Genomic DNA, 25,244 nt, shown 5'->3' on the forward strand with positions numbered 1-25,244 from the left:
GGGCGCGTGCAGAGCGGACGCAGGTTCGTGAATGTTCGGTCAGGATCAGGGCAAACCCGGTTTCTTGCGGGTTCCCGTTGCTAGGTTTCTGGCAGCGCTGGCGCTGGGTCAGCCAACTCGAACCGTCCCAGGAGTTCCATCATGTTCCTCGTCTCCAACTCTCGCATGCACCTCCTCCCCCGTCTGGTCCGCAAGGAAGACGGAGCGACCGCCGTCGAGTACGGCATCATGGTCGCCCTCATCGCCGTCGTCATCATCGCCGCAGTCACGCTGCTCGGCGGCGGAATGAAAACATCATTCGAGAAGGCTTCCTGCGCGGTGAAAGGTGGGGCATACACCGCGTACACCGGAACCAGCGCAACGGGCGGGTGCTCGGTCTAAGTGGCGTAGCTGAATGCCCGGTTGAAAGTTCTTCAGTCGGGCATTCAAGCTTGCAAGAAGGGTTCTGATGCGCAGTGAGAAGGGGGCCGCCGCTGTTGAGATGGCCTTGGTCCTACCCGTCCTCATCCTGCTTCTCCTCGGCATCATGGAGTTCGGCCGGGCTTTCAACACCCAGGTCATGTTGACCAATGCCGCCCGCGAGGGTGTACGCGTCATGTCCATCTCGAAGGACACGACTCAGGCCAAGACGTCGACGATCACCGCTGCGGGCACACTGAGCCCGGCACTGACTGCAACGGACATCGCGATCACGGTCCCTGGATCAACACCAGCTGGCCCGTGCCCTGCTGGTAGCACGGCTACTGTCACCATCACCTACACGCTGAGCACCCTCACGAAGATTGCTGGACCGTTCTCCATGACCGGCAAGGGAGTCATGCTGTGCGGCGGCTGACGCAGCGGCCCGGCATGCGCCAGGAGCAGGGAGCCGTCAGCGTTCTCGTCGCCCTCCTCATGGTCGTCCTGCTCGGGTTCGCCGCTCTGGCCATCGACGTGGGAATGCTCGTCTCCGAGAAGGCGCAGCTGCAGAACGGCGCCGATGCCGGCGCCCTTGCCATTGCCCAGAAGTGCGCTCTGGATCAGAATGACGCCGATTGTGACTCGACCGCGCCCGTTGCCCGCAGCCTGGCCAACAGCAACGCCCTCGATACGAAGAGCAACGTGAAGAACATCGTCGTGAACGAGACAAGCCGCAAAGTCACCGTCACCACCGGTGCGCTTCAGGACGGGCAGGCACCCAATCGCATGTCACTTGTCTTCGCCAACGCACTCGGCATCAGTTCCAGTGAGGTGACGGCATCGTCGACGGCCACGTGGGGAAGCCCTACCTCCGGGCCCGCGCCGTTTCCCATCACCTTCTCGGAGTGCGAGCTCAAGGATGGGCCCGGCTGGCAAGTGGTGGAGTTTCGAAAGAAGTCGGACGCGACACCCGCGTGCGCAGGCGGTCCACCGGGCGGCTTCGGCAGCCTGGATCAGGTAGCCGGGAAGTGCGAGGCCTTCGTCAACATCTCGCAGAGCGCCTCGGGCAGCAACACCGGCAATACCGGAGCGCCCAGCGACTGCGTCCCGCTCCTGCAGGAATGGCGGGCACAGATCGAAGCAGGCGACGCTCCCGTCGGCCTGTTCCCGATCTACCGCAGCGTCAGTGACAGCGGCAGCAATGCCGTCTACCAACTCACTGGTTTCGCCGCATTCGAGGTCCACGGCTGGAAATTCAAGCAGGAGGGCAACTCCACGTTTCCCGACTCCTTTCGCGACAACTACTACGCCGGCTACAAGTGCAGCTCCACGCAATGCATCGGCATCATCGGCAGGTTCGTGAGGATGGTCTCCCTTGACGACGCCTACAAGCTCGGCCCCTACGACCCGACCATGGGCACCGCGGTCGTCCGACTCACCCTCGAGGAAGCAACTTCATGAAATCCCGTCTCCTGGCCGGCGTCGCCGCCGTCGTCCTCGCGCTCGTCGGAGCCCTGATGCTGTTCGGCTACGCGCAGGGCGCCGAAGCACGCGCGGTCGAGGGCCTCGACCCGGTGGACGTCCTGGTGGTGGCCACAGCAGTCCCTGCAGGCACGCCGGCCGAGGAACTCCAGCCATTCCTCACCACCAAGGCCCTGCCGGCCACCGCGGTCGGAGGATCCGCGCTCAAGGACCTCGACTCGTCCACGGGCAGGATCACCGCCGTGGAGCTCATGCCCGGTGAGCAGCTGCTCGCCGAACGCCTCGTCGACCCGGATGACGCCGCAATGACCGGCAGCGTCGACGTCCCCGAGGGCCTGCAGGAGGTCTCCTTCACGATCGAGCCGGACCGCGCCGTCGGCGGCAAGATCGCCCCCGGTGACACCGTGGGGGTGTTCATCTCTTTGGAGACGGGAGGTCTCGAGCAGGAGCCGGACGTCCCGACGACGAAGCTCGCTCTCCACAAGATCCTCGTCACCTCCGTGCAGCGCGCCCCCACCCCCGTCGCAGCAGACCCCGCCGCGGATCCTGAAGCGCAGGCCCGCGCCGAGGCCGAGGCGCTGCCGAGCGGCTCCCTCATGCTCACCATCGCCGTCGACACCGCCCAGGCGACGAAGATCGTGCACGCCAACCAGAACGCCACCCTGTGGCTGAGCAAGGAAACGCCCGCGACGGTCGAGGGAGACTCCCCCATCGTCCAGAACAAGGAACTGTACCGATGAGCAGATTCGTCCTGATCACCCCCAGCTCGGACTTCGAGCAGAAGGTCCGCCACGCCGTCGCCGGCGGACTGCAGGGCCATGTGAAGAGCCTGCCTGCGAGCGTCCTGACCGGGGACCCGACCTCCGTCCTCGACCAGCTGGGACTCGAGCGGCCGGAGGTGCTGGTCTTCGGGCCGGGTATCGCCATCGAGGAAGCGCTGCGCCTCGCCCTGATCGTGGACGTGACGTTCCCGGAGATCAGCGTGGTGCTGGTGCATGACGACCACCCGGACATCGCCCTGCAGGCCATGCGCGCCGGCGTCCGCGACATCCTCTCCCCGCTGGCGGACGTCGCGAGTATCCGAGCCCAGCTCGAGCGCGCCTGCCAGGCCTTCGCGACCCGCCAGCGCACCGGGACGCAGCCGCCCCGCGAGCAACAGAGCGGCCTCGTCATCGGGGTGTTCTCCCCGAAGGGCGGCGTCGGCAAGACGACGGTCGCCACGAACCTGGCCGTCGGCCTCGGGAAGCTGGCGCCCATGAGCGTGGTCATCGTGGACCTCGACCTCCAGTTCGGCGACGTCGGCACCGGCCTCTACCTCACCCCCGAGTACTCGGTACTCGACGCCGTCACGGGCGCTGCCACCCAAGACTCGATGGTCCTCAAGGCCTTCCTGACCCCGCACCCCTCGGGGATCTACGCCCTCTGCGGACCCAAGAACCCCGCCGACGCCGACCGCGTCTCCTCGGCCCAGGTGACCCGCCTGATCCAGCAGCTGGCGATGGAGTTCCGCTACGTCGTCGTCGACACCGGCCCCGGGCTCACCGAGCCGAGCCTCGCGGCGCTGGAGCAGTGCACCGACGCCGTCTGGGTGACCGGCATGGACGTGCCGAGCGTCCGCGGCCTACGCACGGGCCTCGACGTGCTGCAGCAGCTCAACCTCCTGCCCGAGACCCGCCACGTGGTCCTCAACTTCGCCGATACCAAGACCGGCCTCTCGGTGGAGGACATCGAGGCGACCCTCAACGCGCCCGTCGATGTGTCCATCCCCCGCTCCCGGGCCATCACCCTCGCGACGAACCGCGGCGTCCCCCTGCTCCAGGACAAGGTCCGTGATCCCGCGACGAAGAGCCTCACGGAGCTCGTGCAGCGGTTCGACCACGAGTGGCGCGCGAAGTCGCAGCGGAAGCTGCACCGCCGCGTGGTGGTCCGATGAAGCTCTCCGCCCGCATCCAGGCCGCAGGGCTCTCGACCGCGCCCGCCGTCGTCGTCGAGCCCGATGCTCCCGACGCGCCACCGGCACCTCCGCGCCCGGCCACCCTCGCGCCCGCCGTCGTCCGCGACGCACCCCAGAAACCCGGCAGTGCAAAGGTGGACGTCTTCGCGGGCCTCAAGCAACGCGCGGCCTCCGCCCTGTTCGAGCGCATGGGCACCCGCGCGAGCGACACCTCCATCAGCGAGGAGGACCTGAAGGTCGTCGCGCGCGAGGAGCTGAGTCAGATCATCGACGCCGAGCAGGTACCGCTCAGCCCCGATGAACGGCGCCGCCTCATCCAGGACGTCGCCGACGACGTCCTCGGCTTCGGCCCGCTCCAGCGCCTCCTCGACGACGCCTCGGTCACGGAGATCATGGTCAACCGGATGGACCAGATCTACGTGGAGCAGCAGGGCAAGCTGACGCTCAGCGACTCCCGGTTCAGCTCCGAGGAGCACCTGCGCCGCGTCATCGAGCGCATCGTCTCCAAGGTGGGCCGCCGCATCGACGAGTCCTCCCCCTTCGTGGATGCCCGCCTCGAGGACGGCTCGCGCGTCAACGCCGTCATCCCCCCGCTCGCGGTCAACGGCTCGTCGCTGACCATCCGCAAGTTCAGCAAGGTCCCCCTGACGGTCCAGAACCTCATCGACTTCGGCACGCTCACCCCGGAGATGGCCGAACTGCTGGACGCCTGCGTGAAGGCGAAGCTCAACATCATCGTCTCGGGGGGCACGGGCACCGGGAAGACCACCCTGCTCAACGTGCTGTCCTCGTTCCTCCCCGAGGGCGACCGCATCGTCACCATCGAGGACGCCGTCGAGCTGCAGATCCAGCAGCAGCACGTGGTGCGCCTGGAGAGCCGCCCGCCGAACACCGAGGGCAAGGGCGCCGTGAGCATCCGCGACCTCGTCCGCAACTCCCTCCGCATGCGGCCCGACCGCATCGTCATCGGCGAGGTGCGTGGCGGGGAGTCCCTCGACATGCTGCAGGCTATGAACACCGGCCACGACGGCTCGCTGTCCACCGTCCACGCAAACTCGCCCAGGGACGCCGTGGCCCGCCTCGAGACACTCGTGCTCATGGCCGGCATGGACCTGCCCCTGCGGGCCATCCGCGAACAGCTGGCGTCCGCCGTCAACCTCGTGGTGCAGATCTCGCGCCTCCGCGACGGCAGCCGACGCATCACGCACGTGACCGAGGTGCAGGGCATGGAGGGCGACGTCGTCACCCTGCAGGACGCCTTTGTCTTCGACTACTCCGCCGGCGTCGACCACAAGGGCCGCTTCCTCGGTAAGCCCGTGCCGACCGGCATCCGACCGCGGTTCATGGAGCGCTTCGAGGACATGGGGATCACGGTGTCGCCGGCCGTCTTCGGGTCCGCGCCGCCGCGCGGGCGGTAGGGGCATGACCCTCCTCCTCGTCGGCGGTGCCGCCCTGGTGATCGGCGGGATCGTCCTGCTGCTCGTGGCACTCCGGCCTGCCCAGTCGCCGGTCCCGCTGGACCGCCGCCGGCCACCTCGACAGCAGCAGGACTCGCAGCTCTCACGCTTCGCGGGGGCGGCCGGACGTGCGATGGATGCCTACCTGCGCCGGCACCCGATGCGCTTCCTCGACCAGAACGTCCTCGAGACGGCAGGCATCAGGATCAGCCAGGCCGAGGTCTACCTGCTCGTGGTCCTCGGCGGCATCACCGGGCTCCTGCTGGGGTGGGCGCTGCTCGCGCCGGTCGTCGGCGTCCTCCTGTTCCTGCTCTCCCCCGCCGTCGCGCACCTGGTGGTGTCCTTCCGGACAGGACGACGGCGTCGCCGCTTCGACTCACAGCTCGGCGACACGCTACAGCTGCTCACCGGAGGCCTGCGGGCGGGTCACAGCATCCTGCGGGCGATCGACGCCGCGGCCACGGAGGCGGACAGCCCGACGTCCGAGGAGATGCGCCGGATCGTCGCCGAGACGAGCCTCGGCAAGGATCTCCTCGCCGCGCTCATGGACACCTCGCACCGCATGCAGAACGAGGACTTCGCCTGGATCGCGCAGGCCATCCAGATCAACCGCGAGGTCGGTGGGGACCTCGCCGACGTGCTCGACCAGGTGGGGCACACCATCCGCGAGCGCACCGAGATCAAGGGCCACATCCGCGCCCTCGCCGCGGAGGGGAAGTTCTCCGCCTACATCCTGGGAGCACTGCCGTTCGCGATTGCGCTGATGCTCACCGTGGTCAGCCCCGGCTACGTCGACCCGCTGTTCACGAAGCCGCTGGGCTGGGTGATGCTCGGAGCCGCCGCCGTCATGATGGCGATCGGCGGGCTCTGGCTGCGCAAGATCATCGACCTGAAGTTCTGAGGAGACCGTCATGGACCCCACCCTGCTCGCCTCGCTCCTGCTGACCTCCGCACCCATCGGCTACTTCACCTGGTCCCTGCTCACCTCCGACGCCCGGCTGCGCCGCACCGTGCAGCACAACCTCAACCAGGGGATGGCCGGGGCCGTCGCCGACGCTGACCGCCCGAACCCCCTCCTCCGGCTGGGCCGGCACCTCACCCCGCAGGCGTACGTCCTCAAACTGGACCACCTGCTGGCCCTCGCCGGCCGGCCGGCCTCGATGCCACTGGCCAAGGTCCTCACCGCCAAGCCACTCCTCGGTCTCGCCGGCGGCCTGGCCGGACTGCTGCTCGTGCAGTCGAACCCCAGCAGACTCTTCGTGCTGCTCGCACTCTTCATCACGGTCCTCGGTTACTTCGTGCCGGACCTCCTCCTCTACAGCAAGGGACAGGAACGCCAGAAGGCCATGGCCCTGGAACTGGCCAACACCCTGGACCAGATGCTGATCTCCGTGGAGGCGGGCCTGGGGTTCGAGAGCGCCATGCAGCGCGCGGGCGAGACAGGGAAGGGGCCGCTGGCGGACGAACTCGTGCGGACGCTGCAGGACATGCAGGTGGGACGCAGCCGGCGTGAGGCGTACCTCGCCATGGCGGACCGCAGCACCATCCCGGAACTGCGCAGCTTCGTGAAAGCCATCGTGCAGGCGGACGCCTACGGCATCGCCCTGTCGGGTGTGCTGCGGACGCAGGCGAAGGTCATGCGCGTGAAACGCCGTCAGCGTGCGGAGGAGAAGGCGATGAAACTCCCCGTCGCGGTGCTCTTCCCGCTCCTGCTGTTCATCTTCCCGGTGCTGTTCATCGTGATCCTCGGCCCGGCCGCACTCAACGTCATGGACACGTTCGCCGGGCAGTGAGGCGGCTCCCGGCTGACCGTCAGACCGCCGCCGTAGGCTGGGACGGTGCTTCCGAATACCGCCCAGCCCGACCCGCCGCTCGTGGACCTCACGGTCCTCGCGCACCTCGAGCAGCAGTTGAACGACGCCGGGCCGGCGCGCACCTTCGCCCGCGACTACATCACGGGCTTCGCCAACCGCCACCTTCGGCTCGTACGCTCGGTCGCCGACCAGGACCTACCCGCAGCCCTCGAGTCCGCGTTGAGCCTCCGCAATTCCTCCCTCATGGTGGGTGCCCAGCGACTCGCGGTCCTCACCGCTGCCTTCGAGGCAGCCATCTCCTCGGCCGACCTCGACGCCGCGCGCCGCACGCTCCCCGGCATCGAACGCTGCGGGCTGGAGACGATCCGCGAGCTCGAGACCCGCTACCTCGACCCTGCTTGAGGGGCGCGCAGCCCCTCAGGCGCGTACCGGGGTCAACCGGTAGCCGACGCCGCGCACGGTCTGCAGCCAGCGCGGGTTCTTCGGATCCTCGTCGAGCTTCCGTCGGAGGTTGCCGATGTGCACCTCGATCGCCCGCTCGTCGGAGTCGCTGATGTAGGTGTCCTCGCCGTAGTAGTCGCCCCGGACAACCCGCACGAGGTCGGCCTTCGTCCTCACCGCGCCGCTGCTCCTCAGCATCTCGTTGAGGAGGTCGAACTCGCTGCGCGTCAGCGGGAGGTCGCGTCCGTCGACCACCACGGTGCGCGCCGAGGCGTTCAGGGCGAGCCCGTTGTGTTCGAACACCGGCGACGCCGCGACGGCCGGTGCGGGTGCGGCGGGCGGCGCCGACGTCGTCGGCCCGGGACCCTCGGCGGCCGGCTCCGGGACCGCGCGCGGTCGCCGCAGCATCGCCGCGATGCGCGCGCGCAGTTCCCGCGGGCGGAACGGCTTCGTCAGGTAGTCGTCGGCCCCCGACTGCAGCGCCGTGAGGGTGTCCAGCTCATCACCCCTCGACGTCAGCATCACCACGTAGCAGTTGCTGAAGTCGCGGATGCGCCGCAGCACCTCGTATCCGTCGATGTCGGGCAGCCCGACGTCGACCGTCACCACCGTGGCGTCGTGCGTGCGCACCATCTCGACGCCCGCCCGGCCGTTCGGTGCCACCTGCACGTCGAAGCCCGACTGCCGCAGCACCGCCCCGACCAGATTCCGTACATCGGCGTCGTCCTCGATGACGACTGCCACTCCCGGATCGCTCATTCGCTTTCAACCCCCATCCGACCTGCGGTGAAGCCCGGTCGATTTGTCCTGGCAACCATTCTGCCCGCCTACCTGCACGAATTGCGCCGGATGGGCGTGCAAAACGCGGGGATGGCGACATAATGAAGGCAGTACGTAGGTCTCAGCGTCCGAAAGACATTCAGAATGTGGAGTTCTCCCGTCCCCTGGATCGTGCATGGCTAGGATTTCCAGCGCGTCCTGGTTGAGCGTGGCGGCGTCGAGAATGACCATCGGCCGCGCCGGGATCCTCTGCCAGATCCCCCTCACGCTGATCGTCGTCATCCTGTCGGTCACCGCTCCGGTCCTCCGGCCCGGGCTGCTGGCCGACCCGACGTACGAGCTGGGCTTCTGGCTGATCCTGGTCCTGCTGGCCCTGTGCGTGGTCGTCCCGTGGAACGAACTGCCGCGCGGCATCCTGCTGGTCGTCCCGGCCCTCGACTTCGTCGCCATCGCCCTGCTCCGGACCGGCGGTGCTGACATCCAGCCGGCGCTCGGCGTCCTCGCCGTCTTCCCCGTCCTCTGGCTCATGCGCTCCCGGCTGCCCACCTGGGCAGCCCTCGCCGGCACCGTGGGCGGTTCGCTGCTCATCACCGCCTGGCCGCTCTTCGGATCCTTCGATCCCACGCGGCTGACCTCGTACGCAGGCGCCCTGCTGCTGCCCATCGTGATGTTCTGCATCGGCGTCACGATTCACCTCATGAGCGCCGGCGCCGATGCCCGCGAAGCCGAGATCGCGCGCAAGGACCGCGAACTCAACGACCTCCTGCAAGCCGCCATCGATCGCGAGCGTGTGCTGACGGCCATCCTCAACACGGTCGACGTCGGTCTCACCGCCGTGGACGCCCACGGCAACACCACACTGACGAACCGGCAACAGGAGCTGTTCAACCGGCTCTCGACCGGCCACGGCGACGAGGCACAGGACGGCCTCGTCTTCGGGTCGGACCGCGTCACGCCGCTGCCTCCCGACCGGCGGCCCGTGCATCGGGCCCTCACGGGTGAGACGTTCGCGGACGAGCTGGTCTGGGTCGGTGGCACGGACTCCCAGCGTGCACTCTCCACGGCGGCCCGGCCCATCAAGAACGCCGACGGCGGCATCACCGGCGCCCTGGTCGCCTGCAGCGACGTCACCGAACTGGTCGAGGCCGTGACCGCGAAGGACACGTTCATCTCGAACATCTCCCACGAGTTCCACGCCCCGCTGACCTCCGTGCTGGGCTACCTCGAACTCGTCCTGGAGGACGAGCACCCCCTGCCCCCGCACCTCGCGGGCTACGTCGACGTCGCGGGCCGCAACGCCGAACGCGTACTCCACCTGGTCGCGGATCTGCTGTCCACCGCCGGCGACCGCGTCCGGGTGCATCCGCGCCCCGTGGACCTCGCGGCCGTGATCGAGATGAGCGTCCGCTCCAATCGGATCCGCGCGCAGAAGAACGGTGTGCGGCTCCGGACCGACGTGCACAGCCCGCTCTGGACGCTCATCGATCCGCTGCGGATCTCCCAGGTGCTCGACAACCTGCTGTCCAATGCCATCAAGTACTCCCCCGAGGGCGGCCTGGTGATCGTGCGCGCGGAGGAGACCGACTCGCAGATCAACCTCCACGTCGACGACCGCGGGATGGGTATGACCGAGCAGGAGGCCCGCCAGGTCTTCTCCCGCTTCTACCGGACGCCCGCCGCCCGCCGGGCGGACATCGACGGCGCGGGGCTCGGGCTGGCCATCACCAAGTCGATCGTCGAAAGCCATGGCGGCTCGATCCACTGCACGAGCTCCCCGGGCAGGGGAAGCCGTTTCACGGTGACGCTGCCGGTCGACGGGGACGTGAGCCGGTCCCCGCACGACACCCTCGAGGACTCCCTCTAGGTGGTCGCTGCCCTGATCATCGCGCCTGTCACGGCCGGGCTGGCGTACGCGCTGTTCGCCCTCGCCGGCAGGGATCCGCGGACCGTCCTGCCGGAGCGCGCGCGGCTGCCTCTGGCACTGCTCGCGGGCGTCCTCGCGGGCGCCGGCGGTGCCGTCACAGGCGAGTGGTGGACCCTTCCGCTCGTGGGGTGCCTCGCGGCCTTCGGCGTGCTCCTCGCGGCCATCGACGCCCGCTCGAAGCTGCTGCCGAACGCCGTCCTCGTGCGCTTCACCGCGGTGACCATCCCGCTGCTCCTCCTCGCGGCAGGCGCGGGCGGTCACTGGGGCGGCCTGCTCGGCGCCGCGGCCGGAGCAGCCGCGCTGTTCGCGGTCTACTTCGTCCTCGCGCTCATCAACCCTGCGGGCATGGGGATGGGCGACGTGAAGCTCGCCGCCGTGCTCGGTCTCTTCGGGGGCTGGGCCGGAGCCTCCGCCTGGCTGGGCACCCTCCTCGGCGGCTTCCTGCTGGGGGGCCTGGCCGGGCTCGCGGTCCTGCTGTTCCGCCGCGGTTCGCGCGGCTCCACCTTCCCCTTCGGCCCCGGGATGCTCCTCGCCGCGTTCGCGAGCTTCGTCCTCCTCGCCTAGTGGGGCGGCGCGTCCTCGCCCGAGCGGGCAGCGCGTCCTCGCCTAGCCGGGCAGCGCGTCGTCGCCGACGATGACGGCGTCGGCCCCCGGTGCTCCGCGCGGGGCGAGGTGCCCGGCGTTCCGCCGTGCGCGGGTGAGCCCGGCCCGCCCCGCGAGCTCGTCGCCGCCCGGGTAGGCGATCTCCTCCAGCACGAGCGGGTGCGGCGCAGCCAGGATGGACCGGGCGTCCTTCAGGCGGGCGGCCAGTCGCTCGGCCAGCCACACCGGGGGCATCTCCCCCGATCCGACGCGCAGGGTCGATCCGATCAGCGCGCGCACCATGTTGTGGCAGAACGCGTCCGCCTGGATGGTCGCCGTGATGACGCCGTCGTGGCCGCGCACGAACTCGTACCGCTGCAACTCACGGATCGTCGTGGCGCCCTCGCGGGGTTTGCAGAACGCGGCGAAGTCCTGCATCCCCAGCAGGTGGGTGGATCCTTCGTTGAGGAGCGCGACGTCCAGCGGCGCGGGGTACCAGAGCGTGGTGTGGCGGCGCAGCGGGTCCTGCCCGCTCGCCACGTCCGCGATGGCGTAGCTGTAGCGGCGCCAGAGCGCAGAGAACCGTGCGTCGAATCCTTCGGGTGCCGGGGCGGCCGACCGGACGACGACGGCGGGTACCGAGTTCCTGACGGATCGGCCCCGCCCGGTGATCCCCTCTGTGAGCACGCGGTTGACCGTGCCGGTGAGGCGCCGCAGGAAGGCCTCGGACGGATCCATGTCCCGGCCGCGGGGCATGGACTCCCACTCGGCCCGGGTGAGGTCCACATGGGCCACCTGACCCCGGGCGTGCACGCCGGCGTCGGTGCGCCCGCCCACCGTGAGACGGGCCTGGCGGCGCAGGAGCGTGAAGAGGGCGTCCTCGAGCACCCCCTGGACGGTCGTGAGCTCCGGCTGCAGGGCCCAGCCGGAGAACAGGGCGCCGTCGTACGCGAGGTCGAGCCGGACACGCAAGAGCCCGCCGTCCCTCGGGGGGACGGCGGGCTCGAGCGGTGTCATGGCGTGCGTGAGGCGGGAAGAATTACTTCTTCTCGTCCTCCACGGTGCCGTCGACGACGACGACCTCGTCGGTGCCTTCCTCGGCATCGATCGTGGTCTCCTCGGCGGCAACCTCCTCGGCGGACTCAGCCGATTCGGCAGACTCAGCCGAATCCACCGAATCCGCGGACTCGGGCGAATCCACGGAATCCACCGAATCGACGGACTCGGGCGAATCCACGGAGTCAGCCGACTCGGCCGACTCCGGCGCCTCGACGGGCGCCGCCGCGGCGGGAGCCTTGGCCTGCTCGGCCTCGGCGACGACGGACTGCTTCGCGGACATGGGCTCCAGCACGAGTTCGATGACTGCCATGGGAGCGTTGTCGCCCTTGCGGTTGCCGATCTTCGTGATGCGGGTGTAGCCGCCTTCGCGGTTGGCGACAGCAGGTGCGATGTCCGTGAACAGCTCGTGGACGATGCTCTTGCTGCTGATGACACCGAGGACGCGGCGACGCGACGCGAGGTCGCCCTTCTTCGCGAACGTGATGAGACGCTCGGCGTAGGGGCGGAGGCGCTTGGCCTTGGTCACCGTGGTGGTGATCCGCTTGTGCTCGAACAGTGAGGCGGCCAGGTTGGCGAGCATCAGGCGTTCGTGCGCCGGACCGCCTCCGAGGCGTGGGCCCTTTGTAGGTGTGGGCATGATTCTTTCTCCTCATTAGGGGTGTCCGTCCCGTCGCCCAGGAGGGCGATGGGACGGACAGATAGCGTTTTAGACCTCTTCGTCGCCGAAGGGGGCGTCGTCCTCTTCGATGGCTGCGGCGCGGGCGGCGAGGTCGAACCCTGGAGGGGAATCCTTCAGGGACAGACCGAGCTCCACGAGCTTCGCCTTGACCTCGTCGATGGACTTCGCGCCGAAGTTGCGGATGTCCATGAGATCGGCCTCGGAGCGCGCAACGAGTTCACCCACGGAGTGGATGCCCTCGCGCTTGAGGCAGTTGTACGAGCGGACCGTCAGTTCGAGATCCTCGATCGGCAGCGCCATGTCCGCAGCAAGCGCTGCGTCCGTCGGCGACGGGCCGATCTCGATACCCTCGGCGGCGGTGTTCAGCTCGCGGGCGAGACCGAACAGCTCCACCAGGGTGGTGCCGGCGGAAGCGACGGCGTCGCGCGGGGCGATGGCGTCCTTCGTCTCGACGTCGACGATCAGCTTGTCGAAGTCGGTGCGCTGCTCCACACGGGTGGCTTCCACACGGAAGGTGACCTTGAGGACCGGCGAGTAGATGGAGTCGACCGGGATGCGGCCGATCTCCGAGTCGCCGGACTTGTTCTGCGACGCCGAGACGTAGCCGCGTCCACGCTCGATGGTCAGTTCGAGCTCGAACTTGCCCTTCGAGTTGAGGGTCGCGATGTGCAGGTCCGGGTTGTGGAACTCGACGCCGGCCGGGGGCGCGATATCGGCGGCGGTGACGACGCCGGGTCCCTGCTTGCGCAGGTAGGCGACGACGGGCTCGTCGTGCTCCGAGGAGACGGCGAGGTTCTTGATGTTCAGGATGATCTCGGTGACGTCCTCCTTCACCCCGGGAACCGTGGTGAATTCGTGCAGGACGCCGTCGATCCGGATGCTGGTGACGGCGGCACCGGGGATCGAGGACAGGAGCGTGCGGCGGAGCGAGTTGCCGAGGGTGTAGCCGAAGCCGGGCTCGAGCGGCTCGATGACGAACCGCGAACGGTTGTCGGCGACTACTTCTTCAGTCAGGGTGGGGCGCTGTGCAATAAGCACTTACATTTCCTTTCGGGAAGCATCCGCTATATGACGCTTCCAAATGGGCGGGACTGCTGGTCGACCGGCTCAATAGCAGCTGGAACGGCACCGAACCGCCCTGCCGGAACCTGGGTTCCTGCAAGGCGGCACGGTGACCGGGAAGCTGGTTAGACGCGGCGGCGCTTGGGCGGACGGCAGCCGTTGTGCGCGCTCGGGGTGACGTCCGAGATGGAGCCGACCTCGAGGCCGGTGGCCTGCAGCGAGCGGATCGCGGTCTCGCGGCCCGATCCGGGGCCCTTCACGAAGACGTCGACCTTCTTGACGCCGTGCTCCTGCGCACGCTTCGCAGCCGCCTCGGCGGCCATCTGCGCCGCGAACGGCGTCGACTTGCGCGAGCCCTTGAACCCGACCTCACCGGCGGAGGCCCAGGAGATGACTGCTCCACTGGGGTCCGTGATGGAGACGATCGTGTTGTTGAAGGTGCTCTTGATGTGCGCCTGGCCGAGGGTGATGTTCTTCTTGTCCTTGCGACGCGGCTTACGCACCGCTCCACGAGTCTTGGGGGGCATTACTTCTCCTACGAAGGTATTGGGTATAGCATTGATCGACTGATCGGAAGTTCTCCGGTGATTTGGACAATCACCGAGCGGATGGGCCCCTGATGGCGGGGTTCCCTGGCCGGGCGAGCGCTAGCGAGTCCGGTTAGGGTGCCATTAGGGACTAGCGTCCGACCTTCTTCTTGCCTGCGACCGTACGCTTCGGACCCTTGCGGGTACGGGCGTTCGTCTTCGTACGCTGTCCACGTACGGGAAGGCCGCGGCGGTGCCGGATACCTTCGTAGCTGCCGATCTCGACCTTGCGGCGGATATCGGCTGCAACCTCGCGTCGGAGGTCACCCTCGACCTTGAAGTTGCCTTCGATGTAGTCGCGGAGCTGGACCAGCTCGATGTCGGAGAGGTCCTTGACGCGCGTGTTCGGGGAGATCCCCGTGTCGACGATCGTCTTCTCTGCACGGGTCTTGCCCACGCCGTAGATATAGGTGAGCGCAATGACTACCCGCTTTTCGCGGGGGATGTCTACGCCAGCGAGACGTGCCATAGTGGCGGTTCTCCTTTGGTGTTACCGGAGGTATGGAGCAGGACGTCCCCGGAACCGATGCTCCGGTCCCCGGCCTCCGAGCCGGGGGTGTACACCCCGTGAGGGGTGCTGTTCTGCCGTTGAATGTACTTCTACGCGCGGGGAAGAGCCTCGGGAGAGGTTCTTAGCCCTGGCGCTGCTTGTGGCGCGGGTTCTCGCAGATGACGAGAACGTTGCCCTTGCGGCGAACCACCTGGCACTTCTCGCAGATCCGCTTCACGCTCGGGTTGACCTTCATGGTTTTCCTTCGAGTTGATTCTTATTTGTAGCGGTAGACAATACGGCCCCGGGTGAGGTCGTACGGGCTGAGTTCCACTACGACCCGGTCCTCAGGAAGGATTCGAATGTAGTGCTGGCGCATCTTTCCCGAGATGTGGGCGAGAACAATGTGACCGTTGGCCAACTCAACGCGGAACATCGCGTTGGGCAGTGCCTCGTTCACAGTGCCTTCAATCTCAATGACACCGTCTTTCTTGGCCATATCCTCCGCTAACGTCTGTGCCCACCACTTGCGTGACGGGCGGGTTCAGGGTTTTGATTGTCTGACCCCGCGGGAGCCGGGGCTCCGCTGACGGGCAGGTCTCCATGGCCCATTGGGCATGAAAAGCAGAGACAACCAACAGACAACGATACGCTACCGCCCGGCGATAGTTAAATCGCCGGGTGACCGCAGCGGAACGGCGAAGGCCCCGCACGGGTGTGCGGGACCTTCGGTGTTCGTGCTGTCGTCTACGTGGGGGCCGCGGTCATCCGGCGAGGGGCGCCGGCGTCACACCGAGCGGCTCGAGCCGGGACGCTCCCCCGTCGGGTGCCGAGAGGACCCAGATGCCGCCGTCGTGGACGGCCACACTGTGCTCCCACTGGGATGCGCGCTTGCCGTCCGTCGTGACGACCGTCCAGTCGTCGTCCAGTACGGCGGTCTCGAGGCCGCCCTGCACGAGCATCGGCTCGATCGCCAGGCACAGCCCGGGCCGGACCTTCGGGCCCCGGTTGGCACTGCGGAAGTTGAGGACGTCGGGCGCCTGGTGCATCTGCGTGCCGATGCCGTGTCCCACGTAGTCCTCGAGGATCCCGAGTGCCGGGCCGGGGACGGACGACACGTAGTCGTCGATCGCGGCGCCGATGTCTCCGACGAACCGCGCGGTCGCCAGGGCGGCGATGCCATGCCACATCGCCTCCTCCGTCACCTCGGAGAGGCGTACGTCCTCCGGGCGGGGCGTGCCCACGATGACGGTGCGGGCGGAGTCCGAGTGCCAGCCGCGGACCACGGCGCCGCCGTCGATCGAGAGGATGTCCCCGTCCTGCAGGGCGTAGTTCCCGGGGATCCCGTGGACCACCTCCGCGTTGACCGAGGTGCAGATGCTCGCCGGGAAGCCGTGATAGCCGAGGAAGTTCGAGGTCGCGCCCTCCTCGCGGAGGACCTCCTCGAACACGGTGTTCAGCTGGGCGGTCGTGACCCCCACGGCGGCGGCGTCGACCGCACGGTCGAGGGCCTTCGCCAGCACCAGTCCGGCGTCACGCATCACGAGCATCTGCTCGGTGGTCTTGTACTCGATCTTGGGCTGGCGGAACATGGGGACGTCCTAGCGTGCGACTTTGAGGGCGGTCATGACGCGGTCGGTGACCTCGTCGATGGTCCCGATGCCGTCCACCCGGGTGACGATCCCGCGCTCGTCGTACCGGGACACGACCGGCGCGGTCTGGTCGTGGTACAGGCCGAGGCGGTGCCGGATGACCTGCTCGTTGTCGTCCGACCGGCCGTCCAGCTCGGCCCGGCCGAGGAGGCGCCTGACGAGCTCCTCGTCGTCGGCGGTGAGCTGGAGCACCACGTCGAGCGCGAGCTCGTTCTCGCGGAGGATGTCGTCCAGTTCCGCGACCTGCGAGGCGGTGCGCGGGTAGCCGTCGAGGAGGAAGCCCTCCTGGACGTCGTCGGCGGCGAGCCGGTCGCGCACCATGCGGTTCGTGACGCTGTCGGGAACGAAGTCGCCGGCGTCCATGAACGTCTTCGCCTCGACCCCGAGCGGGGTCTCCCGCTTGACGTTGTCACGGAAGATGTCGCCCGTCGAGATGGCCACCACCCCGAGGCGCTCGGAGATCCGCGCGGCCTGGGTTCCCTTACCGGACCCGGGGGGACCGATGATCAGCATTCTCGTCAACGCAACAACCCTTCGTAGTGACGCTGCTGGAGCTGAGCGTCGATCTGCTTCACCGTCTCGAGGCCCACACCCACCATGATCAGGATCGAGGTGCCGCCGAACGGGAAGTTCTGGTTGGCGCCGATGGCCACGAGGGCGATCAGCGGGATCAGTGCCACGAGCCCGAGGTAGATCGCGCCCGGGAGCGTGATGCGCGAGAGCACGTACTGCAGGTACTCCGCCGTCGGGCGTCCCGCACGGATGCCCGGGATGAAGCCGCCGTACTTCTTCATGTTCTCGGACACCTCGTCCGGGTTGAAGGTGATCGCGACGTAGAAGTAGGTGAAGAAGACGATCAGCAGGAAGTACATCGCCATGTACAGCGGGTGGTCGCCGCTGGTCAGGTAGGTGGAGATCCAGTTGACCCATCCGGCCGGCGCGCTGCCGTCCTGGGGGGTGTTGAACTGAGCGATCAGGCTGGGCAGGTACAGCATCGAGGACGCGAAGATCACGGGGATGACGCCGGCCATGTTGACCTTGATCGGGATGTAGGTGCTGCTGCCGCCGAGGGTGCGGCGCCCGACCATGCGCTTGGCGTACTGGACCGGGATGCGGCGCTGCGACTGCTCCACGAAGATCACGAGGGCGACGACGACGACGCCCATCAGCAGGACGAAGGTGAAGACCATGGCGCCCTGGGTGCGGAAGATCTCGCCCAGCGAGGTGGGGAAACCGGCGGCGATCGCGGTGAAGATGAGCAGCGACATGCCGTTGCCGACGCCCCGCTCGGTGATGAGCTCGCCCATCCACATGATGAGGCCGGTTCCCGCGGTCAGCGTGAGGATGAGCAGCAGGATGGTGACCAGCGAGTCGTCCGGGATGATGGGCACCGGGCAGTTGCCGAGCAGTGCGCCCGAACGGGCGAGCGAGACGAGGGTGGTCGCGTTGAGGAGCCCCAGGGCGATCGTCAGGTAGCGCGTGTACTGGGTCAGCTGTGACTGGCCCTGCGCGCCTTCCTGGTGCAGCTCCTGGAAGCGGGGGATGACCACGCGGAGGAGCTGCGTGATGATGCTCGCGGTGATGTACGGCATGATGCCCAGGGCGAAGATCGAGACCTGGAGCAGCGCCCCGCCGCTGAAGAGGTTCACGAACTGGTACAGACCACCCTCGGTGTTGCCGAGGGCCAGGCACTCCTGGACGTTGCCGTAGTCGACGCCCGGGGCGGGGATGAACGCCCCGAGGCGGAAGATGGTGATGATTCCCAGCGTGAACAACAGCTTGCGCCGCAAGTCTGGCGTCCGGAATGCCCGGCCAATAGCGCTTAGCAAGCGTCCTCCTGAAGGTCTGTTGGTCCTGGCGCGGACCGTACACAACAACCGAGTCTAACGGTTGGTCATGGCTGCGGGACTTCCCGCGGGTGGTGGGTGGCGTAAGCCGAAAAAAGACTCCTGGTGGGCTGATCCAGCCTTGCCCACCAGAAGTCTAGTTCCTTGATGCGGTAGATCACAGCCGACCCTCCCCCGGCGGCGCGGTGGAGGGTCGGCAGAGGACCTACAGTTCGGTGACGGTGCCGCCTGCTGCGACGATCTTCTCTGCAGCGGATGCGGAGAAGGCGTCGGCCGACACGTTCACGGCCACCGTGATGTCGCCGGTCCCCAGCACCTTGACGGGCTGGTTCTTGCGGACGGCGCCGTTCGCCACCAGGCTCTCCACCGTGACGTCGCCGCCATCGGGGTAGAGCTCGGAGAGCTTGTCCAGGTTCACGACCTGGAACTCGACGCGGAACGGGTTCTTGAAGCCGCGCAGCTTGGGAAGACGCATGTGCAGCGGCAGCTGGCCGCCGGCAAATCCTGCCTTCACCTGGTAGCGCGCTGCGGTTCCCTTGGTACCACGGCCTGCGGTCTTACCCTTCGAACCCTCACCACGGCCGACACGGGTCTTCGCCGTCTTGGCTCCGGGTGCGGGACGCAGGTGGTGGACCTTCAGGGCGTGGACGCGCTCTGCTTTTGCCTCAGTCGCGGCCGGAGCCGCGATGTTCTTGTCTGCCATTAGTTGGCCTCCTCAACCTTCAAGAGGTGCGGAACCGTGTTGATCATGCCGACGGTGACGGCATCGGCTTCACGGACCACGGTGTGGCCGATCCGCTTCAGGCCGAGCGACCGCAGCGTGTCGCGCTGGTTCTGCTTGCCGCCGATGGCGGACTTGATCTGGGTGATCGAGAGCTTCGCCGAGCTCACGGGCACCTTCTTCGGGGTGATCGCGGTCATCACGCACCTGCCTTCTGAGCTGCGATTGCGCGCAGCATCTGGTGGGATGCGACCTCGTCGAGGGGCAGGCCACGGCGTGCCGCGACGGCCTGGGGCTCCTCGAGGCGCTTCAGCGCGTCAACGGTCGCGTGAACGATGTTGATGGCGTTCGCGGAACCGAGCGACTTGGAGAGGACGTCGTGGATGCCGACGCACTCCAGGACCGCACGCACCGGACCACCGGCGATGACGCCGGTACCCGGGGAGGCGGGACGGAGGAGGACGACGCCTGCGGCTGCCTCGCCCTGCACCAGGTGCGGGACGGTGCCACCGATGCGCGGAACGCGGAACATCGTCTTCTTGGCTTCCTCGACGGCCTTCTGGATGGCCGAAGGGACTTCCTTCGCCTTTCCGTAGCCGACGCCGACCATGCCGTTGCCGTCGCCGACCACCACGAGGGCGGTGAAGCTGAAGCGGCGGCCGCCCTTGACGACCTTGGCGACACGGTTGATGGTGACGACGCGTTCGATGAACTTGTCCTTGTCGTCGTTGCGGCCGCCGTCGCGACCGTCACGGCCACCTCGGCCGCCACGCTCGCCACCGCGGGCGTTGCCGCCACGCTCGCCGCCGCGGGCGTTGCCGCGCGCATTGCGGTTGGCGTCAGCCGACGCGGTCTCCGTTGCGCCTGCGGCTGAAGTCGCTTCGGCCGCGGGCTGCTCTGTAGCCGTATTCAATGGGGCTTCCTTTGCGTTGTTCTCCTCGGTCACAGTGCCAGCCCACCTTCACGTGCGCCGTCTGCGATGGCTGCAACGCGACCGTGGTACTTGTTGCCACCGCGGTCGAAGACGACTGCCTCGACGCCGACGGCCATGGCACGCTCGGCCACGAGTTCGCCGACGCGCTTGGCCTTCGCGGTCTTGTCACCGTCGAATGCACGGAGGTCCGCTTCGAGGGTGGACGCCGATGCGACGGTCACGCCCCTGGTGTCGTCGACGACCTGCACGAATACGTGGCGGGCCGAACGGTTGACGACCAGGCGGGGGCGGACAGCCGTGCCCGAGACGCGCTTGCGTACACGGAGGTGGCGGCGTCCGCGGGAGGCGGCCTTGCTCTTCGAGCTGCGCTTCTTGTTGATGCTCAGACCCATGGTTACTTACCAGCCTTTCCGACCTTGCGGCGGATGATCTCGCCTGCGTAGCGGATGCCCTTGCCCTTGTACGGGTCAGGCTTGCGCAGCTTGCGGATGGTTGCAGCGACCTCGCCGACCTGCTGCTTGTTGATGCCTGCGACCGAGAGCTTGGTGGGGCTGTCGACGGTGAGCGTGATGCCCTCGGGAGCCTTGACGGCCACCGGGTGGCTGTAGCCCAGAGCGAACTCCAGGTCGCTGCCCTTGGCCTGGACACGGTAACCCGTGCCCACGATCTCGAGGTTCTTCTTGTAGCCCTCGGTGACTCCGACGATCATGTTGGAGACGAGGGTGCGGGTCAGGCCGTGCAGCGAACGCGATTCGCGCTCGTCGTTGGGGCGGCCGACCGTGAGCGTGCCCTCGGAGAGGGAGACCTCGATGGGGCTGGGAACCGTGTGGCTCAGCTCGCCCTTCGGGCCCTTGACGGAGACCTCTTGACCGCTGACATTGACCTCGACACCAGCGGGAACGGTGATGGGGAGACGTCCAATACGTGACATGTTTCTTTCCCTTTCCCGTTACCAGACGTAGGCGAGGACTTCCCCACCTACACCCTTCTTGGATGCCTGGCGGTCCGTGAGCAGACCGGAGGACGTGGACAGGATGGCGATACCGAGGCCGCCGAGCACGTGGGGCAGGTTCGTGGACTTCGCGTACACGCGCAGGCCCGGCTTGGAGATACGGCGGATGCCGGCGATCGAACGCTGGCGGTCCGGGCCGAACTTGAGGTCGATGGTCAGCTTCTTGCCGACCTCCGCTTCCTCTTCCTTCCAGCCGGCGATGTAGCCCTCGGCCTTCAGGATGTCCGCGACGCGGGCCTTCAACTTGCTGTACGGCATGGACACGGAATCGTGGTAAGCCGAGTTGGCGTTGCGCAGACGCGTGAGCATGTCTGCGACAGGATCTGTCATTGTCATGTGGGCTCTTGCCCTTCCTCGAAACGGTTTCCGGCTTCCGGTCGGCACACGAAGTGACGGCCGGAACGGACCTGCAACGTAGTTAGATTAATCTTCGGATTTGAACGGGAAGCCAAGCGCCTTGAGGAGCGCGCGGCCCTCGGCGTCGGTCTTGGCGGTGGTGACGACGGTGATGTCCATACCGCGGACACGGTCGATCCGGTCCTGGTCGATCTCGTGGAACATGGACTGCTCCGTGAGACCGAAGGTGTAGTTGCCGTTGCCGTCGAACTGCTTGCCGTTGAGGCCGCGGAAGTCGCGGATACGGGGCAGGGCGAGCGAGACCAGGCGGTCCGTGAATTCCCACATGCGGTCGCCACGCAGGGTGGCGTGTGCGCCGATGGGCATTCCCTCGCGGAGCTTGAACTGCGCGATGGACTTGCGGGCCTTGGTGACCTGGGGCTTCTGGCCCGTGATCGCGGTGAGGTCCTTGACGGCTCCGTCGATCAGCTTGGAGTCCTTGGCGGCGTCACCGACACCCATGTTCACGACGACCTTCACCAGGCGCGGGACCTGGTTGACGTTGGCGTAGCTGAACTGCTCCTGCAGGGCGCCCTTGATCTCGGACGCGTAGCGCGCCTTGAGGCGGGGAAGAACCTTGGCTTCTGTGGTTTCGACAGTCATTACAGATCCTTCCCTGATGACTTGGCGACACGGATGCGGACTACGCGCTCGCGGCCGTCGCGCTCGACGGTCTCGGTGCGGTATCCGACGCGGGTCGGCTTCTTGGTCTCGGGATCGACGACGGCCACGTTGCTGATGTGCACGGGTGCCTCGACGACTTCGATGCCACCGGTCGTGGTGCCGCGCTGCGACTGCCCGACCTTGGTGTGCTTGGTGATCCGGTTGATGCCTTCCACGAGGACGCGGTTGGACTCGGGGAACACCTTGAGGACCTTGCCCTGCTTGCCGCGGTCTCCGCCGCGTTCCTGCTTGCCCCCGGTGATGACCTGGACGAGGTCACCCTTCTTGATCTTGAGCTTTGTCTTCTGTGCCATGGACTACAGCACCTCCGGCGCCAGCGAGATGATCTTCATGAAACGCTTGTCGCGGAGCTCGCGACCGACAGGGCCGAAGATACGGGTGCCGCGAGGGTCGCCGTCGTTCTTCAGGATCACTGCTGCGTTCTCATCGAACTTGATGTAGGAACCGTCCGCGCGGCGGCGTTCCTTCTTGGTACGGACGATTACCGCCTTGACGACGTCGCCCTTCTTGACGTTGCCGCCGGGGATCGCGTCCTTGACGGTGGCGACGATGACGTCGCCGATGCCTGCGTAGCGGCGCCCGGATCCTCCGAGAACGCGGATGGTCAAGATTTCCTTGGCCCCCGTGTTGTCGGCGATCTTTAGCCGCGATTCCTGCTGAATCACTGATTACTCCTGTCGTCGCGCCGGTTCTCTCATCGAGCCTTGCGGAACGGATATGGGTGGGCCCCGTAATACTGGTACTCGCCGTGTGCACGCCCGGGGCGCGCGGCCATGCCAAATCTTCGACATGGTGGATCGTGGCGAACAAGATTATCGGGCTTTTGCCTATTTGCCCGGTGTGAAGGCAACCCCCGGAGGAAATCCCGTGAGGAGACCTTGTGAGGGCATGCGCCAGCCCACCAGACAGACAAGATTCCCATGGTATCGCGAAGATGCCCCGGACGCGAAATCGCGTCCGGGGCATCCGGGGCGGGTCCGGTGGTGCCGGACCCTGTGCAGTGCTGGTGTTACTTGGCCTTCTCGATGATCTCCACCAGGCGCCACCGCTTGGTGGCGGACAGCGGGCGGGTCTCGCTGATCAGGACCATGTCGCCGATGCCGGCGCTGTTCTGCTCGTCGTGCGCCTTGACCTTGGAGCTGCGGCGAAGCACCTTGCCGTACAGGGCGTGCTTCACGCGGTCCTCGACCTCGACGACGATCGTCTTTTCCATCTTGTCGGAGACGACATAGCCACGGCGTACCTTGCGGTAGCCGCGCGAGTTGGCGTCGTGGACGGCCTTCTCGGTTCCTACGGTCGTTTCGCTCTGCTGCTCACTCATTTGGCGTCCTCCTCAGAAGCCTCGGTGTCCGCGGAAGGTGCGTCCTTCGCGGAGGCCTTCTTGGCTTTCTTGGGCTTGTCCGCCTTCGCGGGCTTCGCTTCCTCGACGGGAGCGACGACCTCGGGACGGAGACCCAGTTCACGCTCACGCAGCACCGTGTAGATGCGTGCGATGTCGCGCTTGACCGAACGAAGGCGACCGTGGCTTTCGAGCTGGCCGGTGGCCGACTGGAAACGGAGGTTGAACAGCTCCTCCTTGGCCTTGCGCAGTTCTTCCACCAGACGGTCCTTATCGAAGCCGTCCAGCTGGTCTGTTGCCAGTTCCTTTGAACCCAGAGCCATAACTATTCACCACCCTCACGACGCACGATGCGTGCCTTCAACGGCAGCTTGTGGATCGCGAGGCGCAGGGCTTCGCGGGCTACCTCTTCGGAAACGCCGGACAGTTCGAAGAGAACCCGTCCCGGCTTGACGTTGGCCACCCACCACTCGGGCGAACCCTTACCGGAACCCATGCGGGTCTCGGCGGGCTTCTTGGTCAACGGGCGGTCCGGATAGATGTTGATCCAGACCTTGCCGCCACGCTTGATGTGGCGGGTCATGGCGATACGAGCGGACTCGATCTGCCGGTTGGTGACGTATGCCGGGCTCAGAGCCTGGATACCCCACTCGCCGAAGCTGACCTCGGTACCGCCCGTGGCAGCGCCCGAGCGACCCGGGTGGTGCTGCTTACGGAACCTGACTCGACGTGGGATAAGCATTTAGGCCTGGCCTCCTTCAGTCGCAGCGGGGGCTGCGGCGGTCTCGGCGGGTGCTGACGCACCCTGGCCCTCGGAGCGCTCAGGCGCACGACGACGACGGTCGCCTCCGCGGTCGGCACCGGCGGGGCCACGGCCCGGACGGTCTCCGCCACGGCCACGGGAGGGAGCTGCTGCAGCCTGAGCCGCGAGTTCCTTCGCCGTGACGTCACCCTTGTAGATCCAGACCTTCACGCCGATGCGGCCGAAGGTGGTCTTCGCTTCGAAGAAGCCGTAGTCGATGTTGGCGCGGAGCGTGTGCAGGGGAACGCGTCCCTCGCGGTAGAACTCCGAGCGGCTCATTTCGGCGCCACCCAGGCGACCGGAGCACTGGACACGGATGCCCTTGGCGCCGGCACGCTGTGCGGACTGCATGGCCTTCTTCATCGCGCGGCGGAACGCCACGCGGGAGGAGAGCTGCTCGGCGATGCCCTGGGCGACGAGCTGAGCCTCGATCTCGGGGTTCTTGACCTCGAGGATGTTCAGCTGGACCTGCTTGCCCGTGAGCTTCTCGAGCTCGCCGCGGATGCGGTCCGCTTCTGCTCCACGACGGCCGATGACGATACCGGGGCGTGCCGTGTGGATGTCCACGCGGACGCGGTCCCGGGTGCGCTCGATCTCGACCTTGGCGATGCCGGCGCGGTCCATGCCGGTCGACATCAGCTGGCGGATCTTGATGTCCTCGCGGACGAAGTCACGGTAGCGCTGGCCGGGCTTGTTGCTGTCGGCGAACCAGTGTGACCGGTGGTCGGTGGTGATGCCGAGTCGGAACCCGTGCGGGTTTACTTTCTGTCCCACTTAGCGGACCTCCACTTTCTCAGGGGTAGCGACGACAACCGTGATGTGGCTGGTCCGCTTGTTGATGCGGAACGCGCGGCCCTGGGCTCGCGGACGGAACCGCTTCATCGTGGGGCCTTCATCAACGAATGCTTCGCTGATGATGAGGTTGTCCTCGTCGAAGGCGACGCCGTCACGGTCCGCGCGAACGCGGGCGTTGGCGACTGCCGACTGGACCACCTTGAAAACCGGCTCCGAAGCAACCTGTGGGGCAAACTTCAGAATAGCCAGAGCCTCATTCGCCTGCTTACCACGAACAAGGTTGACGACGCGCCGGGCCTTCATAGGCGTTACGCGGATATGACGCGCAATAGCCTTGGCTTCCATTGCTTTC

General features: G+C 67.1%; 36 protein-coding genes. 11 read left to right on the forward strand and 25 right to left on the reverse strand.

From position 1 onward, the window contains the following. Positions 1-141 precede the first annotated feature (141 nt). The 9 genes from AC4D2F_RS06445 (at position 142) to AC4D2F_RS06485 (ending at position 7,508) form a co-directional block, all read left to right on the forward strand. Entirely contained in the window at positions 142-381 is a 240-nt protein-coding gene (locus AC4D2F_RS06445; protein ID WP_490909909.1) for a Flp family type IVb pilin, read from the forward strand. A gap of 67 nt (positions 382-448) precedes the next feature. Then, on the forward strand, positions 449-835 hold the full coding sequence (locus tag AC4D2F_RS06450; RefSeq protein WP_490909910.1) for a TadE/TadG family type IV pilus assembly protein: 387 nt from the start codon (positions 449-451) through the stop codon (positions 833-835). Continuing rightward, a complete protein-coding gene (locus AC4D2F_RS06455; protein WP_490909911.1) occupies positions 823-1,860 on the forward strand; it encodes a pilus assembly protein TadG-related protein in 1,038 nt (345 codons plus the stop codon). The genes AC4D2F_RS06450 and AC4D2F_RS06455 overlap by 13 nt, the downstream gene beginning before the upstream one ends. Further along, entirely contained in the window at positions 1,857-2,621 is a 765-nt protein-coding gene (gene cpaB / locus AC4D2F_RS06460; protein ID WP_490909912.1) for a Flp pilus assembly protein CpaB, read from the forward strand. The genes AC4D2F_RS06455 and cpaB overlap by 4 nt, the downstream gene beginning before the upstream one ends. Then, the gene (locus AC4D2F_RS06465; RefSeq protein WP_490909913.1) at positions 2,618-3,814 is read left to right on the forward strand and encodes a CpaE/TadZ family protein; all 1,197 of its coding nucleotides are present in this window, start codon (positions 2,618-2,620) and stop codon (positions 3,812-3,814) included. The genes cpaB and AC4D2F_RS06465 overlap by 4 nt, the downstream gene beginning before the upstream one ends. Next, on the forward strand, positions 3,811-5,253 hold the full coding sequence (locus AC4D2F_RS06470) for a TadA family conjugal transfer-associated ATPase (protein ID WP_490909914.1): 1,443 nt from the start codon (positions 3,811-3,813) through the stop codon (positions 5,251-5,253). The genes AC4D2F_RS06465 and AC4D2F_RS06470 overlap by 4 nt, the downstream gene beginning before the upstream one ends. A 4-nt stretch (positions 5,254-5,257) precedes the next feature. Beyond that, positions 5,258-6,193 (forward strand): type II secretion system F family protein, encoded by a 936-nt coding sequence (locus AC4D2F_RS06475; RefSeq protein ID WP_104166340.1) that lies wholly within the window; start codon positions 5,258-5,260, stop codon positions 6,191-6,193. Between the two features lie 10 nt (positions 6,194-6,203). Next, complete coding sequence (locus tag AC4D2F_RS06480; RefSeq protein WP_490909915.1) at positions 6,204-7,085, forward strand: type II secretion system F family protein; 882 nt, start codon at positions 6,204-6,206, stop codon at positions 7,083-7,085. A gap of 45 nt (positions 7,086-7,130) precedes the next feature. Beyond that, the gene (locus AC4D2F_RS06485; protein ID WP_490909916.1) at positions 7,131-7,508 is read left to right on the forward strand and encodes an Hpt domain-containing protein; all 378 of its coding nucleotides are present in this window, start codon (positions 7,131-7,133) and stop codon (positions 7,506-7,508) included. Between the two features lie 15 nt (positions 7,509-7,523). Here the strand turns inward: AC4D2F_RS06485 and AC4D2F_RS06490 are convergent, their stop codons facing one another. Continuing rightward, the gene (locus AC4D2F_RS06490; RefSeq protein WP_490909917.1) at positions 7,524-8,306 is read right to left on the reverse strand and encodes a response regulator transcription factor; all 783 of its coding nucleotides are present in this window, start codon (positions 8,304-8,306) and stop codon (positions 7,524-7,526) included. A gap of 196 nt (positions 8,307-8,502) precedes the next feature. Between AC4D2F_RS06490 and AC4D2F_RS06495 the strand changes: the two genes are divergently transcribed. Both AC4D2F_RS06495 and AC4D2F_RS06500 read left to right on the forward strand, forming a co-directional pair. Further along, the gene (locus AC4D2F_RS06495; RefSeq protein ID WP_490909918.1) at positions 8,503-10,191 is read left to right on the forward strand and encodes a sensor histidine kinase; all 1,689 of its coding nucleotides are present in this window, start codon (positions 8,503-8,505) and stop codon (positions 10,189-10,191) included. Continuing rightward, positions 10,192-10,815 (forward strand): prepilin peptidase, encoded by a 624-nt coding sequence (locus AC4D2F_RS06500; protein ID WP_104166349.1) that lies wholly within the window; start codon positions 10,192-10,194, stop codon positions 10,813-10,815. It begins immediately after the preceding gene. A 42-nt stretch (positions 10,816-10,857) separates the two neighbouring features. Here AC4D2F_RS06500 and AC4D2F_RS06505 read toward each other — a convergent pair whose 3' ends face one another. The 24 genes from AC4D2F_RS06505 to rplV form a co-directional block, all read right to left on the reverse strand. Then, the gene (locus AC4D2F_RS06505) at positions 10,858-11,850 is read right to left on the reverse strand and encodes a tRNA pseudouridine synthase A (RefSeq protein WP_490909919.1); all 993 of its coding nucleotides are present in this window, start codon (positions 11,848-11,850) and stop codon (positions 10,858-10,860) included. Between the two features lie 22 nt (positions 11,851-11,872). Further along, positions 11,873-12,529 (reverse strand): 50S ribosomal protein L17, encoded by a 657-nt coding sequence (rplQ, locus tag AC4D2F_RS06510; RefSeq protein WP_104166353.1) that lies wholly within the window; start codon positions 12,527-12,529, stop codon positions 11,873-11,875. A gap of 69 nt (positions 12,530-12,598) precedes the next feature. After that, a complete protein-coding gene (locus AC4D2F_RS06515) occupies positions 12,599-13,609 on the reverse strand; it encodes a DNA-directed RNA polymerase subunit alpha (protein WP_043440664.1) in 1,011 nt (336 codons plus the stop codon). A 149-nt stretch (positions 13,610-13,758) separates the two neighbouring features. Further along, complete coding sequence (gene rpsK, locus AC4D2F_RS06520; protein WP_043440662.1) at positions 13,759-14,160, reverse strand: 30S ribosomal protein S11; 402 nt, start codon at positions 14,158-14,160, stop codon at positions 13,759-13,761. 151 nt (positions 14,161-14,311) lie between these two features. Beyond that, the gene (gene rpsM / locus AC4D2F_RS06525) at positions 14,312-14,689 is read right to left on the reverse strand and encodes a 30S ribosomal protein S13 (RefSeq protein WP_104166355.1); all 378 of its coding nucleotides are present in this window, start codon (positions 14,687-14,689) and stop codon (positions 14,312-14,314) included. 163 nt (positions 14,690-14,852) lie between these two features. Beyond that, positions 14,853-14,966, reverse strand: coding sequence for a 50S ribosomal protein L36 (rpmJ, locus tag AC4D2F_RS06530; RefSeq protein WP_043440658.1), 114 nt, complete (start codon positions 14,964-14,966; stop codon positions 14,853-14,855). Positions 14,967-14,987: 21 nt separating this feature from the next. Beyond that, on the reverse strand, positions 14,988-15,209 hold the full coding sequence (infA, locus tag AC4D2F_RS06535) for a translation initiation factor IF-1 (RefSeq protein ID WP_019481515.1): 222 nt from the start codon (positions 15,207-15,209) through the stop codon (positions 14,988-14,990). A gap of 265 nt (positions 15,210-15,474) precedes the next feature. After that, positions 15,475-16,302: a type I methionyl aminopeptidase gene (map, locus tag AC4D2F_RS06540; protein WP_490909920.1), complete on the reverse strand. Its 828-nt coding sequence runs from the start codon at positions 16,300-16,302 to the stop codon at positions 15,475-15,477. Positions 16,303-16,311: 9 nt separating this feature from the next. Next, entirely contained in the window at positions 16,312-16,875 is a 564-nt protein-coding gene (locus AC4D2F_RS06545) for an adenylate kinase (protein ID WP_104166359.1), read from the reverse strand. Between the two features lie 5 nt (positions 16,876-16,880). Beyond that, positions 16,881-18,191, reverse strand: a complete 1,311-nt coding sequence (gene secY, locus AC4D2F_RS06550; protein ID WP_104166361.1) for a preprotein translocase subunit SecY — start codon at positions 18,189-18,191, stop codon at positions 16,881-16,883. A gap of 223 nt (positions 18,192-18,414) precedes the next feature. After that, positions 18,415-18,912 (reverse strand): 50S ribosomal protein L15, encoded by a 498-nt coding sequence (gene rplO / locus AC4D2F_RS06555; protein WP_104166363.1) that lies wholly within the window; start codon positions 18,910-18,912, stop codon positions 18,415-18,417. Further along, positions 18,912-19,130, reverse strand: coding sequence for a 50S ribosomal protein L30 (gene rpmD / locus AC4D2F_RS06560; RefSeq protein ID WP_104166365.1), 219 nt, complete (start codon positions 19,128-19,130; stop codon positions 18,912-18,914). The genes rplO and rpmD overlap by 1 nt, the downstream gene beginning before the upstream one ends. After that, entirely contained in the window at positions 19,130-19,876 is a 747-nt protein-coding gene (gene rpsE / locus AC4D2F_RS06565; RefSeq protein WP_104166367.1) for a 30S ribosomal protein S5, read from the reverse strand. Before rpsE ends, rpmD begins: the two co-directional genes overlap by 1 nt. Next, entirely contained in the window at positions 19,873-20,256 is a 384-nt protein-coding gene (gene rplR, locus AC4D2F_RS06570; RefSeq protein ID WP_104166369.1) for a 50S ribosomal protein L18, read from the reverse strand. Before rplR ends, rpsE begins: the two co-directional genes overlap by 4 nt. 2 nt (positions 20,257-20,258) lie before the next feature. Beyond that, positions 20,259-20,795, reverse strand: a complete 537-nt coding sequence (gene rplF, locus AC4D2F_RS06575) for a 50S ribosomal protein L6 (protein ID WP_104166371.1) — start codon at positions 20,793-20,795, stop codon at positions 20,259-20,261. Positions 20,796-20,813: 18 nt separating this feature from the next. Beyond that, positions 20,814-21,212 (reverse strand): 30S ribosomal protein S8, encoded by a 399-nt coding sequence (rpsH, locus tag AC4D2F_RS06580; protein WP_043440638.1) that lies wholly within the window; start codon positions 21,210-21,212, stop codon positions 20,814-20,816. Between the two features lie 87 nt (positions 21,213-21,299). Then, entirely contained in the window at positions 21,300-21,875 is a 576-nt protein-coding gene (gene rplE, locus AC4D2F_RS06585; protein ID WP_104166373.1) for a 50S ribosomal protein L5, read from the reverse strand. Continuing rightward, on the reverse strand, positions 21,875-22,249 hold the full coding sequence (gene rplX / locus AC4D2F_RS06590; protein WP_104166375.1) for a 50S ribosomal protein L24: 375 nt from the start codon (positions 22,247-22,249) through the stop codon (positions 21,875-21,877). The genes rplE and rplX overlap by 1 nt, the downstream gene beginning before the upstream one ends. A 3-nt stretch (positions 22,250-22,252) precedes the next feature. Continuing rightward, positions 22,253-22,621, reverse strand: coding sequence for a 50S ribosomal protein L14 (gene rplN / locus AC4D2F_RS06595; RefSeq protein WP_026549116.1), 369 nt, complete (start codon positions 22,619-22,621; stop codon positions 22,253-22,255). 344 nt (positions 22,622-22,965) lie between these two features. Continuing rightward, a complete protein-coding gene (gene rpsQ / locus AC4D2F_RS06600; protein ID WP_459277630.1) occupies positions 22,966-23,277 on the reverse strand; it encodes a 30S ribosomal protein S17 in 312 nt (103 codons plus the stop codon). Beyond that, positions 23,274-23,618 (reverse strand): 50S ribosomal protein L29, encoded by a 345-nt coding sequence (rpmC, locus tag AC4D2F_RS06605; protein WP_043440628.1) that lies wholly within the window; start codon positions 23,616-23,618, stop codon positions 23,274-23,276. The genes rpsQ and rpmC overlap by 4 nt, the downstream gene beginning before the upstream one ends. Before the next feature lie 2 nt (positions 23,619-23,620). After that, on the reverse strand, positions 23,621-24,037 hold the full coding sequence (rplP, locus tag AC4D2F_RS06610; protein ID WP_043440626.1) for a 50S ribosomal protein L16: 417 nt from the start codon (positions 24,035-24,037) through the stop codon (positions 23,621-23,623). Then, entirely contained in the window at positions 24,038-24,871 is an 834-nt protein-coding gene (rpsC, locus tag AC4D2F_RS06615; protein ID WP_043440623.1) for a 30S ribosomal protein S3, read from the reverse strand. Next, on the reverse strand, positions 24,872-25,237 hold the full coding sequence (rplV, locus tag AC4D2F_RS06620; protein ID WP_087030095.1) for a 50S ribosomal protein L22: 366 nt from the start codon (positions 25,235-25,237) through the stop codon (positions 24,872-24,874). It abuts the gene before it with no gap. Between the last annotated feature and the right edge of the window lie 7 nt (positions 25,238-25,244).

The sequence above is a fragment of the Arthrobacter sp. TJ-263 genome, assembly GCF_058269155.1.